The sequence below is a fragment of the Pseudomonas sp. ICMP22404 genome (assembly GCF_006227205.1).
Lineage (GTDB): Bacteria > Pseudomonadota > Gammaproteobacteria > Pseudomonadales > Pseudomonadaceae > Aquipseudomonas.
Genome location: NZ_VCNG01000015.1, coordinates 91406 through 107870 on the forward strand (window position 1 = coordinate 91406; position 16465 = coordinate 107870).

The 16465-nt window shown below is 59.5% G+C and carries 19 protein-coding genes; 8 read left to right on the forward strand and 11 right to left on the reverse strand.

Features of this window, described 5'->3' with window-relative positions; all coding sequences use genetic code 11:
* Window positions 1-88 precede the first annotated feature (88 nt).
* The 4 genes from alkB to FGE05_RS23280 form a co-directional block, all read right to left on the reverse strand.
* Window positions 89-769 carry a DNA oxidative demethylase AlkB gene (gene alkB, locus FGE05_RS23270; RefSeq protein ID WP_139648638.1) on the reverse strand — a complete coding sequence of 227 codons (681 nt, stop codon included), beginning with the start codon at window positions 767-769 and terminating at the stop codon, window positions 89-91.
* Window positions 756-1466 (reverse strand): 2OG-Fe(II) oxygenase, encoded by a 711-nt coding sequence (locus FGE05_RS23275; protein ID WP_139648640.1) that lies wholly within the window; start codon window positions 1464-1466, stop codon window positions 756-758. The genes alkB and FGE05_RS23275 overlap by 14 nt, the downstream gene beginning before the upstream one ends.
* Before the next feature lie 157 nt (window positions 1467-1623).
* The gene (locus FGE05_RS29925) at window positions 1624-1794 is read right to left on the reverse strand and encodes a hypothetical protein (protein ID WP_167355716.1); all 171 of its coding nucleotides are present in this window, start codon (window positions 1792-1794) and stop codon (window positions 1624-1626) included.
* A gap of 25 nt (window positions 1795-1819) precedes the next feature.
* Window positions 1820-2122, reverse strand: a complete 303-nt coding sequence (locus tag FGE05_RS23280) for a DUF1883 domain-containing protein (protein ID WP_041022208.1) — start codon at window positions 2120-2122, stop codon at window positions 1820-1822.
* A 370-nt stretch (window positions 2123-2492) separates the two neighbouring features.
* Here FGE05_RS23280 and FGE05_RS23285 point away from each other — a divergent pair, with 370 nt between their 5' ends.
* On the forward strand, window positions 2493-2843 hold the full coding sequence (locus FGE05_RS23285) for a hypothetical protein (RefSeq protein WP_139648642.1): 351 nt from the start codon (window positions 2493-2495) through the stop codon (window positions 2841-2843).
* A gap of 25 nt (window positions 2844-2868) precedes the next feature.
* Here the strand turns inward: FGE05_RS23285 and FGE05_RS23290 are convergent, their stop codons facing one another.
* Window positions 2869-3150, reverse strand: a complete 282-nt coding sequence (locus FGE05_RS23290; RefSeq protein WP_139648644.1) for a hypothetical protein — start codon at window positions 3148-3150, stop codon at window positions 2869-2871.
* 117 nt (window positions 3151-3267) lie between these two features.
* Window positions 3268-3483, reverse strand: coding sequence for a hypothetical protein (locus tag FGE05_RS23295; RefSeq protein WP_041022205.1), 216 nt, complete (start codon window positions 3481-3483; stop codon window positions 3268-3270).
* A 234-nt stretch (window positions 3484-3717) separates the two neighbouring features.
* On the opposite strand from FGE05_RS23295, the gene galU reads away from it, so the two are divergent.
* From galU to ahpF, 4 genes are all read left to right on the forward strand, one after another.
* Window positions 3718-4557 (forward strand): UTP--glucose-1-phosphate uridylyltransferase GalU, encoded by an 840-nt coding sequence (galU, locus tag FGE05_RS23300; protein WP_003182953.1) that lies wholly within the window; start codon window positions 3718-3720, stop codon window positions 4555-4557.
* 357 nt (window positions 4558-4914) lie between these two features.
* Window positions 4915-6270: a glutathione-disulfide reductase gene (gene gorA / locus FGE05_RS23305; RefSeq protein ID WP_139648645.1), complete on the forward strand. Its 1356-nt coding sequence runs from the start codon at window positions 4915-4917 to the stop codon at window positions 6268-6270.
* 173 nt (window positions 6271-6443) lie between these two features.
* Window positions 6444-7007, forward strand: a complete 564-nt coding sequence (ahpC, locus tag FGE05_RS23310; protein ID WP_020294651.1) for an alkyl hydroperoxide reductase subunit C — start codon at window positions 6444-6446, stop codon at window positions 7005-7007.
* Between the two features lie 123 nt (window positions 7008-7130).
* Window positions 7131-8693 (forward strand): alkyl hydroperoxide reductase subunit F, encoded by a 1563-nt coding sequence (gene ahpF, locus FGE05_RS23315; protein WP_139648647.1) that lies wholly within the window; start codon window positions 7131-7133, stop codon window positions 8691-8693.
* 226 nt (window positions 8694-8919) lie between these two features.
* On the opposite strand, the gene gloA is transcribed toward ahpF, so the two are convergent.
* The gene (gloA, locus tag FGE05_RS23320; protein ID WP_139648649.1) at window positions 8920-9441 is read right to left on the reverse strand and encodes a lactoylglutathione lyase; all 522 of its coding nucleotides are present in this window, start codon (window positions 9439-9441) and stop codon (window positions 8920-8922) included.
* A 173-nt stretch (window positions 9442-9614) separates the two neighbouring features.
* On the opposite strand from gloA, the gene FGE05_RS23325 reads away from it, so the two are divergent.
* The gene (locus tag FGE05_RS23325; RefSeq protein WP_139648651.1) at window positions 9615-10151 is read left to right on the forward strand and encodes a DUF4946 domain-containing protein; all 537 of its coding nucleotides are present in this window, start codon (window positions 9615-9617) and stop codon (window positions 10149-10151) included.
* Between the two features lie 92 nt (window positions 10152-10243).
* Here FGE05_RS23325 and FGE05_RS23330 read toward each other — a convergent pair whose 3' ends face one another.
* Window positions 10244-10609, reverse strand: coding sequence for a histone-like nucleoid-structuring protein, MvaT/MvaU family (locus tag FGE05_RS23330; RefSeq protein WP_139648653.1), 366 nt, complete (start codon window positions 10607-10609; stop codon window positions 10244-10246).
* A gap of 321 nt (window positions 10610-10930) precedes the next feature.
* Window positions 10931-11797 carry a LysR family transcriptional regulator gene (locus FGE05_RS23335; RefSeq protein WP_139648655.1) on the reverse strand — a complete coding sequence of 289 codons (867 nt, stop codon included), beginning with the start codon at window positions 11795-11797 and terminating at the stop codon, window positions 10931-10933.
* Between the two features lie 121 nt (window positions 11798-11918).
* Here FGE05_RS23335 and FGE05_RS23340 point away from each other — a divergent pair, with 121 nt between their 5' ends.
* On the forward strand, window positions 11919-12863 hold the full coding sequence (locus tag FGE05_RS23340; protein ID WP_139648657.1) for a DMT family transporter: 945 nt from the start codon (window positions 11919-11921) through the stop codon (window positions 12861-12863).
* Window positions 12864-13111: 248 nt separating this feature from the next.
* Entirely contained in the window at window positions 13112-14188 is a 1077-nt protein-coding gene (gene hppD / locus FGE05_RS23345) for a 4-hydroxyphenylpyruvate dioxygenase (RefSeq protein ID WP_139648659.1), read from the forward strand.
* A gap of 104 nt (window positions 14189-14292) precedes the next feature.
* Here the strand turns inward: hppD and rarD are convergent, their stop codons facing one another.
* Window positions 14293-15177, reverse strand: a complete 885-nt coding sequence (gene rarD, locus FGE05_RS23350) for an EamA family transporter RarD (RefSeq protein ID WP_139648661.1) — start codon at window positions 15175-15177, stop codon at window positions 14293-14295.
* A gap of 176 nt (window positions 15178-15353) precedes the next feature.
* Entirely contained in the window at window positions 15354-16367 is a 1014-nt protein-coding gene (locus FGE05_RS23355; protein WP_041022195.1) for an aldo/keto reductase, read from the reverse strand.
* Window positions 16368-16465: the final 98 nt, after the last annotated feature.

Below are 16465 nucleotides of genomic sequence, written 5' to 3' on the forward strand. Positions count from 1 at the left end.
GGTCGTTTTGTCCATTGGCCCGTTTTGGCTACCGTAACCAGCCTGCGGGAGGGCGACACTCCGGCTCTTGCGGTTGAATTCTGCACGGTTATCCGGCGGTGCGGAATGTCATGTTGATGCGCTGCGCGCCCAGCCGTGAATGCCGGCCGTCCTTGAGCGGCAGCACGCCGTGGTAACGCAGCCGGTCGACGCCGCCCCAGACCACGATGTCGCCGTGAAACAGCGGAACGCGCAAGGGCTTGTCGCTGCGCTCGAATCCGCCGAACTGGAACACCGCCGGCAGACCCAGGGAGATCGAGACGATGGGGGCGGTGAGGCTGTGCTCGTCCTTGTCCTGGTGCAACGACATCCGCGCGCCCGGCACGTAGCGGTTGATCAGGCAGGCGTCGGGCACGAAGTCCTCGAAATGTGCTGTCCGCGCGGCGGCCCGGGCCAGTTCGCGGAACAGCGTCGGCATGTCGGGCCAGGGGCGGCCGCTCTGTGGGTCATAGGTGGTGTAGCGATAGCCGCTGCGGTCGGTGGTCCAGCCCAACGCGCCGCAATTGCTCAAGGCCACCGACATGGTAAAGCCGCCGGGCGTGACCATCTGCCGAAACGGCGCAGCCTCCAAGACCGTTTCCAGGTCCGGCAGCAACCGTTCCAGCCAAGGCAGGGCGAAGCCGCGCAGCACGAACGCCTGCTGGCCAATCTGTTCGATCTGCCCGGCTGTCGTCGTCGGCTCGTCGGCGAACAGGTCCAGCGTGATCGGGGTGTCGTCATTGCGCGTCATGAAAAATGATTCCGAGGGTGTGCCGTTGGCCGCTGTGCACGCGGCTGACGCCATGGCGCATGTTCACCCGATAATAACCGCGAACGCCTTTGACCGGTCGTTGATGCACGGCAAACACCACGGCATCGCCTTGTTTCAGACCGATGACCTGGGGACGTGACTGCATGCGCGGGCGTTGTTCGGTAAGCACGAACTCGCCACCGGTAAAGTCCTGGCCCGGTTCCGACAGCAGAATAGCCACCTGCAGCGGGAACACCTGCTCGCCGTACAGATCCTGGTGCAGGCAGTTGTAATCCTGGGGACCGTATTGCAGCAGCAACGGCGTCGGACGCTGTTGCCCGGCGTCATGGCAGTGCTGGATGAAATCGCTGTGCGCGTCGGGGTATCTCACCTCAAGGTCCATGCGTTCGTTCCAGCGATTGGCCAGGGGCGCCAACAGCGGATACAACGCTTCTCGCAGTTGCTGGACGATAGCGGGCAGCGGGTAGCGGAAATACTGATATTCACCGCGTCCGAAGCCGTGGCGAGCCATGATCACCCGGGAACGGAACAGCCCGGACTGCGCGTACAGGCTGCTGAGCTGTCGGCATTGAGTCGCCGACAACAGGTGGCGAAGCACGCCGCTGCCATCCTGTTCGAGGCTCTGTTCCAGGGCTGGAAGGTCGACTGCGTTGATGAACTGGGGCGGAGGAGACATGGTGACAATCCTGGGGGAGAGGATTGGTCAGTTTGGTGGATGTCCTGTTGGCCAACACTCCGGGGCTTGCGGTCAATGTTCCATTCTGGACCGGGGGCCATCTCTCACGCCGCATCACCCTGTGGCGAGGGGGTAAATCCCCTCGCCACAAAAAGCTTTACAACGCCTTGCTGACCTTGACCTCGCTGATCACATCGTCGGACTTTCCATGCATCGCTTCCAGCGCCGCCCGGGCTTCTTCCTCGGTGCCGGTTTCCAGCTGCGCGAACTCGAAGCGGCGTTCGTCGTTGAGTTTGTACTTGATGACGTATTTGGTTGTCTGGGCCACGGTTTTGCCTATGTGAGCTGGGGGCTCAGCTCAGTTTCGAGCTGGAGCGCCGGATGATTTTGATCTTGTGGGTCAGGGTCGGCTTGCGCGTGACGCTGATGGCCCGACGGCTGACGGTATCGATGGTGATGTTCCAGAAACCGGTGCTCGGTGCGGTGATCCGCGCCGGGAACGTATCGAACGCGCCGCCATGGTAAGTATGCCGTCCGCCATTTTTGAAACTGCGGAAGTTCGCGTCGTTCATCAAGCGGATGTTGCACGTTTGGGAGCATTCGATGACGACAATATCGTCTTCGTTGAGGTGCTCGCGTTGGTGGATGAATTTCATGGGCGCCTCCAGAAGGGCTTTTTCTACACGCTCGACACGGTAGGGGGCTGCAATAATGGGACGCAGTTTATCAGCACCGAGGGTGAAATAGCCGCCCTCGACCTAGGCTCTGTACGAAAAGCCTAATACGGCGCAAAACCTGTGGGAGCAAAGCTTGCTCGCGATAGCGACAGAGCAGTCCACATTGCTGCTGACTGGCTTACCGCAATCGCGAGCAAGCTTTGCTCCCACAGGTTTGTGGCTTGACTGACTGGCATTAGCCCTCGACCCGGCTTTGCTGATTTAGCGCAGCAGTAGCGGATAAAAAAATGCAGGGCACCGGAGAAAAACAGCTTCTACGCTGTCGGAGGGTCTTTGTCGGAGGAATCATATGAAGCGTAGTGCGTGGGTGTTGGCAGTGGCCGTAAGTGGATGTGCATCGGTATCGGACATCAACCAGACGCCGCCCACCATGAGCGTTATCTCCGGTAAGAAACCTCACGAATATGCCAAATGCGTCGCCGACAAGCTGGCCGGCAGCCGTGGCGCATTGCAGATGGAACCCCATAAGAACGGCGTCCGGCTGATCGTTCCCGGCAAACTATCGAGCCTGCCGGCGGCCGTGTTCGATATTGACGAACGCTCCAGCGGCAGCAGCATCAAGCTGCATGAAAGCATGTCCAATGTACCGCTGCGCCCGGGTGATGTGCAGGATGCGGCCAACGCCTGCATTTCCGGTTGAGAAAGGTATCAGCTCCGGCTGGAGCTTACTTGCATACCACCACGACACTGCGGCTGGTGAAGTTGCCGACATTCACGCCCAGGGTCTTGTCGCTTTCATTGGCCTGGGGCGTACCTTCGGTGCCGACGATACGGTAGCCGGTGCCGGCGCAGGAGGCATCTGCCTTTTCATAGCAGGCGGCCCAGGAATTGGCTTCGCCTGAACAGTCAATGGTCAGGCCCTGTTCGCCGTTGGCCAGATAGGTATTTTCAGTCGAGGCACAACCCGCCAGGGCCAGGACCGTAAACAGCGCCAGAAAAGTTCTCATGGAGTGGTCATCGCAAGGGAAGGGACAAGCGCGAGGTTATAGCGAATGGTCATTTCGGTACAGATAAACAACAGGCCTGCGCCAACGCCACAAGGCAATTGACCCAGGCCCGTCCGGTTATTTCTTGCGGCGATCGGTGCGTGCCGGAGCTTTTTCGCGCTCCTTGGCGGCGGGCGCAGGGCGCTCATCCTGGAACACCGCGGCCACTTCCACCGCCATGGTCTTGGTGGGCAAGGGACCGGCAACCTGCTCGCCATGGTAATTGACAATCCACCACTGGCCGTCCTTGTCCTGACTGACCGAATAACCGTTTGCGTTTCGTGTTGCCGACATCTAGCTGCCTCATTGGCGGGATCAAGGGCGCCATGATACGCCAAATGCACGCAAACGGTGCCTGCGGGCTTGCAGCAAGACCGTTGAACCCCCGAAACGAAAGGCGATTGAACTATCCGCCGGTTTATTTCTCTATGATGGCATCGGTTGGCCAGTGCAGGCATTGTAAGGTGCCTGCGGCCTGATTAGACTGCGCCGAAACTCGTCGTACACACCGCCTTTTAAAGGATTCATATGATCAAGAAATGCTTGTTCCCAGCAGCCGGTTACGGTACTCGCTTCCTGCCAGCGACTAAGGCCATGCCCAAAGAAATGCTGCCGGTGGTGAACAAGCCACTGATCCAGTACGGTGTCGAAGAAGCCCTTGATGCGGGCCTGACGGAAATCTCCATCGTGACCGGCCGTGGCAAGCGCGCGCTGGAAGACCATTTCGACATCAGCTACGAGCTGGAAAACCAGATCAAGGGCACCGACAAGGAAAAATACCTGGTCGGTATCCGCAAGCTGCTGGATGAGTGTTCGTTCTCCTACACCCGCCAGACCGAAATGAAAGGCCTGGGCCACGCGATCCTGACCGGCCGTCCGTTGATCGGCGACGAACCCTTCGCCGTGGTACTGGCGGACGACCTGTGCGTCAACCTGGAAGGCGACGGCGTGCTGACCCAGATGGTCAAGCTGTACAAGCAGTTCCGCTGCTCCATCGTGGCGATCCAGGAAGTCGATCCGCAGGAAACCAACAAGTACGGCGTGATCGCCGGCGAAATGATCCGCGACGACATCTATCGTGTGCACAGCATGGTTGAAAAGCCAAAGCCTGAAGACGCTCCGTCGAACCTGGCGATCATCGGCCGTTACATCCTGACGCCGGACATTTTCGACCTGATCGAACAGACCGAACCAGGCAAGGGCGGTGAGATCCAGATCACCGACGCCCTGATGAAGCAAGCCCAGAACGGCTGCGTCATGGCCTACAAGTTCAAGGGCAAGCGTTTCGACTGCGGTGGTGCCGAAGGCTACATCGACGCGACCAACTTCTGCTTCGAGAACTTCTACAAGACCGGCAAGGCTTACTGATAGCCCACGCCGCGGACTGAAAAACGCCCCGACTGGTTCGGGGCGTTTTTTTTGGGGCAATGTATTGCCGTGTCTGGCATAGAACCCTGTGGCGAGGGGATTTATCCCCGCTGGGCTGCATAGCAGCCCCAAACCAACCAACTCAATCTGCCTGACACACCAAGTCGCCTGGTTTTAGGGCCGCTTCACAGCCCAGCGGGGCGGTGCGACGTTTCGCTAAATCCCCTCGCCACAGGAGCCGCGCTTGGCTTGATGACGCTCACCCTGGCTTTTTCATTTTCCGCCCCCATAACCCACGCAACGCTGACCCGTCTGGAAACAGCGGGTATGCTGATGGCCTGCCTAAGGAGACAGTAAATGGCCTACGATTTTGACCTGTATGTGATTGGCGCCGGTTCCGGTGGTGTGCGGGCTGCGCGGTTTGCCGCCGGTTTTGGCGCCAGGGTGGCCGTGGCGGAAAGCCGTTACCTGGGCGGTACCTGTGTGAACGTTGGCTGCGTTCCGAAAAAGCTGCTGGTCTACGGCGCGCATTATGCCGAAGATTTCGAGCAGGCTTCGGCCTACGGCTGGTCGGCGGGCGAGGCGAGTTTCGACTGGGCCACGCTGATTGCCAACAAGGACCAGGAGATCAACCGCCTCAACGGCATCTATCGCAATCTGCTGGTCAACAGCGGCGTGGCGTTGCATGAGGGCCATGCGAAGATCACCGGTCCCCATGAGGTCGAGATCAATGGCCAGCGCCATACTGCCGAGCACATCCTGGTTGCCACCGGCGGTTGGCCGGTCATCCCGCAGATTCCGGGGCGTGAGCATGCCATCAGCTCCAACGAGGCTTTTTTCCTCAAGGAATTGCCCAAGCGCGTGCTGGTGGTGGGGGGGGGCTACATTGCGGTGGAGTTCGCTGGGATTTTCCACGGCATGGGGGCGCAGACGTCCTTGCTGTATCGCGGTGAGCTGTTCTTGCGCGGCTTTGACGGCGCGGTACGCAAGCACCTGGCCGAGGAACTGACGCGCCGGGGCCTGGATCTGCAGTTCAATGCCGATATCCAGCGCATCGACAAGCTGGCCGATGGCAGCCTGGAGGTGACGCTCAAGGACGGCCGCACGCTGTTGACCGATTGCGTGTTCTACGCCACCGGCCGGCGGCCGATGCTCGATAACCTCGGCCTGGAGAACACCGCTGTCACGCTGGATGAGAAGGGCTTTGTCCAGGTCAATGAAAAATACGAGACCTCCGAGCCGTCGATCCTTGCCATTGGCGACGTGATCGGGCGCGTACAGCTGACACCCGTCGCGCTGGCCGAAGGCATGGCGGTGGCGCGGCGCCTGTTCAAGCCCGAGCAGTACCGCCTGGTGGACTACCGGATGATTCCCACTGCGGTATTCAGCCTGCCGAACATCGGCACGGTTGGCCTGAGCGAGGAGCAGGCCCGGGAAGAGGGGCATGAGGTGCAGATTTTCGAAAGCCGTTTCCGGCCGATGAAGCTGAGCCTGACCGACTGTCAGGAACGTACGCTGATGAAACTGGTGGTGGATGCCCGGACCGACAAGGTCCTGGGTTGCCATATGGTTGGCCCGGACGCCGGGGAAATCGTCCAGGGCCTGGCCATTGCCCTCAAGGCCGGCGCCAGCAAGCGCGATTTTGACGAAACCATTGGCGTGCATCCGACTGCCGCCGAAGAGTTCGTCACCATGCGCACCCCTGCGGCCTGACGCTGTGGAGTAGAAGCTGCCGGGCTGCGGCAGCTTCTACAGATTTTTTCTATCTATACCGTTCCCTGATAGCCAAAACCAATTATTCGCATCAGCTTTGCCAATGAGCCAGGTTGGGCATGAGTGGGTAAGCTTCTCTCCATCAACTTTTCAACCCTGATGGAGAAACACCGATGCCTATCATCAACAGCCAAGTTAAACCGTTCAAAGCTACCGCATTCAAAAACGGCGCTTTCGTCGAAGTGTCGGACGCCGACCTGAAAGGCAAGTGGTCTGTCGTGTTCTTCTACCCGGCTGACTTCACCTTCGTTTGCCCAACCGAACTGGAAGACCTGGCCGACAACTACGCCGAATTCCAGAAACTGGGCGTCGAGATCTACAGCGTGTCCACCGACACTCACTTTGCCCACGCTGCCTGGCACAACACTTCGCCAGCCATCGGCAAGATCCAGTACACCATGATCGGCGACCCGACCCTGACCATCTCCCGCAACTTCGACGTGCTGATCGAAGAAGCTGGCCTGGCTGACCGCGGTACTTTCGTGATCAACCCTGAAGGTCAGATCAAGATCGTCGAAATCAACGACGGCGGTGTAGGCCGTGACGCTTCCGAGCTGCTGCGCAAGATCAAGGCCGCCCAGTACGTCGCTGCTCACCCTGGCGAAGTCTGCCCAGCCAAGTGGAAAGAAGGCGAGGCCACCCTGGCTCCGTCCCTGGATCTGGTTGGCAAGATCTAAGCCCGTGGGTCATCCGAGGGCGATCAGCTCTTGATCAAGTAAGCCGCTTCGCCCCCAAAAACGCCCGGGCGAGATTCGCTCGGGCGTTGTTTTTTCTGAAATTCAAAAATGGAAATCGCCCGTATGTTGGACGCCAATCTTAAAGCTCAGTTGAAGTCATATCTGGAACGGGTCACCCAACCGATCGAGATCGTTGCATCCCTCGACGACGGTGCGAAATCCCAGGAAATGCTGGCGCTGCTCAAAGACATTGCCAGTCTCTCCACCCAGATCATCTTGCTCGACAACGGCACCGATGCGCGCAAGCCGTCGTTCTCGTTGAACCGCCCGGGAGCCGATATCAGCCTGCGTTTCGCCGGTATTCCCATGGGCCACGAATTCACTTCGCTGGTGTTGGCGTTGCTGCAAGTCGGCGGCCACCCTTCGAAGGCCAGTGTCGAAGTCATCGAACAGATCCGCGCCCTTGAAGGCGAGTTCAACTTCGAGACCTATTTCTCGCTGTCGTGCCAGAACTGCCCGGACGTGGTCCAGGCGCTGAACCTGATGGCGGTGCTGAACCCGAACATCCGCCACGTCGCCATCGACGGTGCGCTGTTCCAGGCCGAGGTCGATGAACGTCAGATCATGGCCGTGCCGAGCATCTACCTGAACGGTGAGAACTTCGGTCAGGGCCGCATGGGCCTGGAAGAGATTCTCGCCAAGATCGACACCAGCGGCATCGAACGCCAGGCCGAAAAAATCAGCGCCAAGGACGCCTTCGATGTGTTGGTGGTCGGCGGTGGCCCGGCCGGTGCGTCGGCGGCGATCTATGCGGCCCGTAAAGGCATCCGCACCGGTGTGGCGGCCGAACGCTTCGGCGGTCAGGTGCTCGATACCATGGCCATCGAGAACTTCATCTCGGTCCAGGAAACCGAAGGGCCGAAACTGGCCGTCGCCCTGGAAGAGCACGTCAAGCAGTACGACGTGGACATCATGAACCTGCAACGTGCCGATGCGCTGATACCAGGCACGGACGGCGCGCTGCACGAAGTCCGGTTCGCCAGTGGTGCGCGCCTCAAGGCCAAGACCGTGATCCTGGCAACTGGCGCCCGCTGGCGTGAAATGAACGTGCCGGGCGAGCAGCAATACCGCAACAAGGGCGTGGCGTACTGCCCGCACTGTGACGGTCCGCTGTTCAAGGGCAAGCGCGTGGCGGTGATCGGCGGGGGCAACTCCGGTGTCGAAGCGGCCATCGATCTGGCCGGCATCGTGGCCCATGTGACTTTGCTGGAGTTCGATGTGCAATTGCGCGCCGACGCGGTGTTGCAGCGCAAACTGCACAGTTTGCCGAACGTGACGGTGGTGACCAATGCCCAGACCACCGAAGTGACGGGCGATGGTCAGAAGGTCAACGGCCTGCGCTACAAGGACCGTCCAAGCGGTGAAGTGCGTGACGTGGCGCTGGAAGGGATATTCGTGCAGATCGGCCTGTTGCCTAACACTGATTGGCTCAAAGGTACTGTCGAGCTGTCACCGCGTGGCGAGATCATCGTCGACGCCCGGGGTGAAACCTCCATCCCCGGTGTGTTCGCCGCTGGCGATGTGACCACCGTGCCGTACAAGCAGATCGTGATCGCCGTAGGCGAGGGGGCCAAGGCTTCGTTGAGCGCCTTCGACCATCTGATCCGGACTTCCGCGCCAGCATAAACAGCCAGGCACTGGAAAAACAAAACCCCATGGGCCTGGCCCATGGGGTTTTTTATTGAGCTTTCATATCCACCACCGAGCCCTGTGGGAGCAAAGCTTGCTCGCGATAGCGCTAGACCAGTCAACATTGTTGCTGACTGAATTTACCGTCGTCGCGAGCAAGCTTTGCTCCCACAGGTTTGTGGAGGGCGAGCCTTGCTACCACAGCTAGGTTTCTCGGTGGGTCTTAGAGCGGCGCAGGCTGGATAATCTCGACCCAGTAGCCATCCGGGTCCTTGATGAACGCCAGGCTTTTCATGCGGCCGTCGCTCAGGCGCTTCTGGAAGTCACAGCCCAACGCTTCGAAGCGTTCGCAGGCTGCGACCACATCCGGTACCGAGATGCAGATGTGACCGAACCCGCGTGGGTCGGTGTTGCCGTTGTGGTAGGCGAACGCCGGGTCGCTTTCGGTGCCATGGTTGTGGGTCAGTTCCAGGATGCCAGGAATCGATTTCATCCACTCGGTGCGCGCCGCAGCGTCCGCCGGGATCTGGCGCTTGTCCACCAGGGCGAGGAAATACAGGCTGAACTCGGCTTCAGGGAAGTCGCGCTTTTCCACCAGCGAGAAACCCAGTACGCGGGTGTAGAAATCCAGGGACTTGGTTATGTCCTTGACCCGCAGCATGGTGTGGTTGAAGACGAAGTTGGCCGTGGCGGCATCGGGTTGGGCGGTGACGCCCGGGAAAGTGTCGAGTTCGTGCAGGCTCATGGGCCCTCCGGAAAATAAGTGGGGCAAACGACGTCGCAGGGCTTGGCGCGACGGTTCTGTGGCTTGCGTCAAACATGATACGCAGGGTGCGCGGCATCGCCAAACCGTGTGCGGCTATTGCCTGGTGCTGCAGTGAGCTTCAGACTTCGCGATTCGTCCTTGAGTGCAGCGCAATGATTCGACCGTTCCTTTCGTTGTTCGTCCTGTTTTTTGCCATGGCTGCAAATACCGCCGTCCAGGCCGCCGAACCGCAGGTCACCTGGCCCCAGGGCTGGTTCATCGAGCCGCTGCCTGCCGATGCATCTGTCGCGCCGGTGGCACCGGGAACCTCTCGGCAACGGGCGACAAAGAATGACCCGGCAGGCAATGCCGTGATGGTCATGGAACTGACCACCACGCCCACCGAGCCCGGTCATCAAGTCAACTTGCAAGGCGTGCTTCTGGAAATGCGCAAGTCGATCCAGAAGGATTTTTTTCAGGGTGGTTATCAAAGTGTATGCAATAAGATTCATGCATCCCTATTGGGCGGCGTAACCGCCCTGGAAACTACCTGTACGATCACGCAGAACGGCCGACATGTGTTGTCTCAGACACTGGTCGCAGCACTTAATGAAGGTCGGGCTTATGTACTGTCCTATGCGGGACAGGCCCAGGTGTTTGTTGAAAGCCAGGATGAAATACAGGCGGTACGAAATAGTCTGAAACTATAAGGCTATCCACCTAATGCACCAGGCTTACTCCAGAAGTGTGAGTCCATGAAAAAGCCCTGCTATGTTCAGGGCTTTTTTATTCATCCTGGATGTCAGGTACGTACCCAGGAGTCGACGGTGCTTGCGCCGTATTGTTCTTTCCAGGCTTTCAGGCCGCGGTGATTACCGCCCTTGGTTTCGATCAGTTCGCCGGTGTGTGGGTTCTGATAGACCTTGACCACTCGGGCACGGCGGGTTTTAGGCGCCTTGGCCGATGAAGCCCCCGCTTTTGACGGGTTTGGGTCAAGAATTGCGATGATGTCGCGCAAACCCTTGTCGTAGGTCTTCATCAGTGCCTGGAGCTTTTCTTCGAATTCGATTTCTTTCTTGAGCCCGGCATCATTCTTCAGCAATTCCAACTGTTTGAGCTGATCCTGAAGGGCCTTTTCGGCTTTACGAAATTCAACGAGTCTGGACAATTATCGTTACTCCAATCAAATATTTGGCTGAGACCAACCGCAGACAAAGCTATAAGCCAAGCGCTTTGAAGCGCCTCGTGATAAATGACTCTCCTGCTATCCAGCACAGGCAGAAAAATTGTAGTAGTTAAACCGGACAGTGTAAATCGTATCTTTTTCATCATGTAACAAGAGCAAACGTTTTCCTCAAGTTGCATCGCAGTCTGCGCCAGGTCGGTGTGTGTACAAAGTATAGATTCAAATGGGTAATCCGATTGGAAGTTGTGCTTCGCTTGTCGATAGATGGCATTACGATATCGCCCAGTACAACCCAGGCTTTCTTCATTCAATAGCCAAAGCCAATTCGATAAATGCCCGAGTGGCAGGCGAAACCTGGCGACTGTCCAGCACCGCCAGGCCGATCTGGCGCGGTACCGGGGGCGACAAGGGCCGTACGACGAAGTGCGGTTGGTCCCCCTGTGGCAGCGAGCCTTCGGAGATCACGGTCACGGCCTCGCCCCGGCTGACGGTGTTCAAGGTGCTGAGCAGCTGTGAACAGCGATAGCGCACATTCGGGGTGAGCCGGGCGGCACTGAACAGGCGAGTGACCAGCTCCGCCGATCCGGCCTCGGTGAGCACGAAGGGGTCGTGGCACAGATCGCTGAGACTCAAGCTGGTTCGGGCAGCGAGGGGGTGGGCGGTGGGAAGGAGGGCGACCATCTGGTCCTCCATCAGGGCAAACGTATCGAAACGGTCCTCAGGCAGTACCACGAAGCCGACATCGATCCGTCGCTCATCCAGCCATTGGATGACTTGCCGGTCCGGCCCTTCGTCGATGTGCACCTCGATCCCCGGATGCAAGGCACGATAGCGCTGCAGGATGGCCGGCAACAGCTTCATCGATGAGGTCGGGCCGAACGAGCCGATGCGCAAAGTGCCACGGCGCATGCCGCGGGCGTCGGCGGCTTCCTGGCGCAGGGTGTTGGCCAGCCCAAGCATGGCGCGGGCGCGCAGGAGCAATTGCTGGCCGATGTCGCTGAGCTCTACCAAGGACTGGTGCCGCCTGAACAGTTCGACCCCCAGTTCCTGTTCCAGCGATTTGATGGCATGGGACACCGCTGATTGGCTGATGCCCAAGCGCGTCGCCGCAGCGGTGAAACCATGCAGTTCGGCCACCAGGGAGAAGATTTCGAGCTGGGTGAGGGTCATGAGGAATTGCTCATTTTACGATGACTTAATATGAGCTGGATAATGGGGCATCCGATTCGAACTGGATAGACACCATCTTGTGGCGAGGTGGTGTACCTCGTTTTATTTGTCTGTGGTGAACATGAAAACCCTCGAACACACCTTTTCGACCCCCTCGGACCTGCCGGTCTACCTGAAGCTGTCCATGGTCACCATGATCTGGGGCGGCACCTTCGTGGCTGGCAGGGTTCTGTCCGATGCCCTGGCGCCCCTGTTGGCCGCCAGTCTGCGCTTTTTGCTGGCCAGTGTGGCACTGCTGCTGTTCCTCGGCCTGGCGAGGATCCCGCTGGCCAGGCCGACGGTGAAACAGGGTCTGCAACTGGCGGTGCTGGGATTCTTCGGCATCCTTTTCTACAACCTGTGTTTCTTCTACGGCTTGCACTACATCAATGCGTCGCGGGCCTCGCTGATCGTGGCCTTGAACCCGGCGGTGATCGGCCTGGCGTCCTGGTGGTTGTTCAAGGAGCGGTTGAGTCGGTCCAAGGTTGGTGGCATCGCGCTGTGCATCGGCGGCGCGGGGCTGGTCATTGTCAGTCGCGATCCTTCCTTGCTGCAGGCGTCCGCGCAGGGCTGGATTGGCGACCTGTTGATTTTCGGCTGCGTGCTGGGATGGGGCGTCTATTCGTTGTTTTCGCGCAGCCTGAATGAAAGTCTCGGCCCGTTGCAGACCGTCACCTGGTCGATTCTGCTGGGCACGCTGATGCTGTGGCTGGCCTGTGCGGTCGGCGGTGAGGTTCGCTTCGAAGCCCTGCGCGGGTTGGACGGCAGGCAATGGTTGAGCTTGCTTTACCTGGGGGTGTTGGGCTCCGCCCTGGCCTACATCGCCTGGTACGACGGCATTCGCCGGATCGGCGCTACCCGTTCCGGTGTATTCATTGCCCTCAACCCACTGACGGCGGTGCTGTTGGGGGCGGTGCTATTGGACGAACGGCTCACGGCCTTGATGAGCGTGGGCGGCGGGCTGATCCTGACAGGCATTTTCCTGTGTAACAGACCCCTTGCGCGGTCGGCGAAAAAGACGATTTGATAGAGGAGGCGGACAAATCCGGTTACGCTGTGTAGAATCGATTTACGCATATAAGAATAACGTCTTCTGGCAGCAGAAGCCTCGCCCGCAAAAGCCTTGGGTCGACAATGAAGATACTTGGGTTACAACTGATCTATGGCGATTTCCTCGCCCGCAGCGTTCGCGGTATCTCCTGCGCGCCACCTTGCACCCTCAGCATGGCCAGCAACTAACGTTCCGTTAATTGATAAGCATGATGAGGCGCCGACATGGCAGATCTATACGAAAACCCGATGGGCCTGATGGGCTTTGAATTCATCGAATTCGCATCGCCTACACCCAATACCCTGGAGCCGATCTTCGAGATCATGGGCTTTACCAAAGTCGCCACGCACCGTTCCAAGGACGTGCACCTGTATCGCCAGGGCGCGATCAATCTGATCCTCAACAACGAACCCCACAGCGTGGCGTCGTACTTTGCGGCCGAGCATGGTCCGTCGGTCTGCGGCATGGCGTTCCGGGTCAAGGACTCACAGCTGGCCTACCGGCGTGCCCTGGAACTCGGCGCCCAGCCGATCCATATCGAAACCGGTCCGATGGAACTGAACCTGCCGGCGATCAAGGGCATCGGTGGTGCGCCGCTGTACCTGATCGACCGTTTTGGCGAAGGTAGCTCGATCTATGACATCGACTTCGTGTTCCTCGACGGTGTCGACCGTCATCCGGTGGGCGCGGGCCTGAAGATCATCGACCACCTGACCCACAACGTGTATCGCGGCCGCATGGCCTACTGGGCGGGCTTCTACGAGAAACTGTTCAACTTCCGCGAGATCCGTTACTTCGACATCAAGGGCGAGTACACCGGTCTGACGTCCAAGGCCATGACCGCCCCGGACGGCATGATCCGTATTCCGTTGAACGAGGAATCGTCCAAAGGCGCAGGGCAGATCGAAGAGTTCCTGATGCAGTTCAACGGCGAGGGCATCCAGCACGTGGCGTTCCTCACCGACGACCTGGTCAAGACCTGGGATGCGCTGAAGAAGATCGGCATGCGCTTCATGACCGCGCCGCCGGACACCTACTACGAGATGCTCGAAGGGCGTTTGCCGAACCACGGCGAGCCGGTGGATGAACTGCAATCGCGGGGCATCCTGCTGGACGGTTCTTCCAACCCGGACGACAAGCGCCTGCTGCTGCAGATTTTCTCGGAAACCCTGATGGGGCCGGTGTTCTTCGAATTCATCCAGCGCAAGGGCGACGATGGGTTTGGCGAAGGCAACTTCAAGGCATTGTTCGAGTCCATCGAGCGTGACCAGGTGCGGCGTGGGGTGTTGACGACCGAGTAATACCCGAATCCTGTGGGAGCGAGCCTGCTCGCGATGGCGGTGTGTCAGTCACCGATGCATTGACTGACAGGCCGTCATCGCGAGCAGGCTCGCTCCCACATGGGTCAAGTCCGGCGCCGCTGCCGCGTCAGATGCTTGAAGCCTTCAAACACCAACACCGCCACCGCCAGCCAGATGGGGATGTAGGTCAGCCACTCGGCGGCCTTGATGCTTTCCCCCAACAGCAGCGCAACCCCCAGCAGCAACACCGGTTCGACGTAGCTCAATAACCCGAACAGGCTGAACGGCAACAACCGGCTGGCGACGATGTAGGTCACCAGCGCTGAGGTGCTGATCACGCCGAGCACGGGGATCAGCAGCGATAACCATGGGTGTTGATCGAAAACGGCGAAACCTTGTTCACCGCTTTGGACGAACCAGAGGGCGACCGGCACGATCAGGGCCATGTCCAGCCAGAGGCCGCCCAGGTGGTCGGTCCTAAGGCGTTTGCGCAAGATAAAATAGATCGGATAACCCACTACCACCAACAGGGTCGCCCAGGAAAAGCCGCCGACCTGGATCAGCTCGTTGAGCACGCCGAGGGAGGCGAGGAAGACGGCGATTTTCTGAAAGTAGGACAAGCGTTCGCCAAAGAACATGCGCCCGGTCAGGACCATCGACAGCGGCAACAGGAAATACCCCAGCGACACATCCAGGCTGTAGCCGTTGAGCGGCGCCCACATGAACAGCCACAGTTGCAACCCCATCAACGCCGAAGAAGCCATCGCCCCGAGCAACAGGCGCGGCGTGGCGATCAGGCGCCGGACCAGTTCAGTGACCCGCGTCCACTCCTTTGCCATCAGCATGAACACGGTCATGCAGGGCATCGTCAGCAACATGCGCCAGCCAAAGATTTCCAGGCCGCTCAATGGAGAGAGCAGCGAGGTGTAGTAATACATGACGGCGAACAGCGTGGAGGCCGAAACTGATAGGGCGATGCCTTTGGACACGATAACTCTCTGGAAAATGAGACAGCACCAGAACAATGAGCGCAACACTGTGGGAGCAAGGCTTGCCCGCGATGAAGTCAACGCGATTCACCTGGGAATCGAGGCGTCTTCGTCGCGGGCAAGGCTTGCTCCCACAGCCCGGCACACCACAATGAGGTTCGCTGTACGCAGTGGTTTTATGACGTCCGCGGCACGCGCCCCGGCACGAAATGCCCCACGTCGTTGAACCCCGGTGTCGACGCATGCCCCGGCGTCACCAGCGAATCGATGAAGGCTTCGTCCTCGGCGGTGATCGTCACGGCTTGCGCCTTGGTGTAGCCATCCCACTGTTCCTCGGTGCGCGGCCCGACGATGGCCGAGGTGACGGCGCGGTTGTTCAGCACCCAGGCAATGGCGAACTCGACGATACCCACGCCCCGTTCCTGGGTGTACTGCTGGATCTGCTGGGCAATGCGCAGGGACTCGACCCGCCATTCGGTTTCCAGGATGCGTTTGTCCTGGCGGCCGGCGCGGCTGTTGGCGTCCGGTGCCACGTCCGGCGCATATTTGCCGCTGAGCACGCCCCGGGCGAGAGGGCTGAAGGGCACCACGCCAAGGCCATAGTTCTGGGCGGCGGTGATTTGCTCGGTTTCCGCCTGGCGGTTGACGATGTTGTACAGCGGCTGGCTGATCACCGGCCGGTCGATGCCCAGGCTGTCGGCGATGCGGATCACTTCGGCGATGCGCCAGCCACGGTAGTTCGACAGGCCCCAATAGCGGATCTTGCCTTGGCGGATCAAGTCGCCGATGGCCGACACGGTGACGTGCAGCGGTGTGTTGTGGTCTTCGCGGTGCAGGTAATAGATGTCCAGGTAATCGGTGCCCAGGCGGGTGAGGCTGGCCTCGATGCCATTGAACAGGTGCTTGCGGCTCAGGCCGCTGCGGTTGGGCACGCCGTCCGCCGGGCCGAAGCCGACCTTGGTGGCGAGCACCCATTCCTGGCGGCGACTGGCAATCGCCTCGCCGACGATTTCTTCGGAGCGTCCGTTGGTGTAGACGTCCGCCGTGTCGATGAAGTTGATGCCCTGGTCCCAGGCCTTGTCGATGATCCGCAACGAATCCTCGGTGCTGGTCTGTTCGCCGAACATCATGGTGCCCAGGGTCAATGTCGAGACGTGTAACCCGGAGTGACCCAGTGTGCGGTAGCTCATGACAAGATCCTTTTTATCGATGGGAAAGGCTCAATCAAACCCCAGAACCACCGCACGGATCAAACACATTTATCAAACACCCAGGAACCCATATGGGC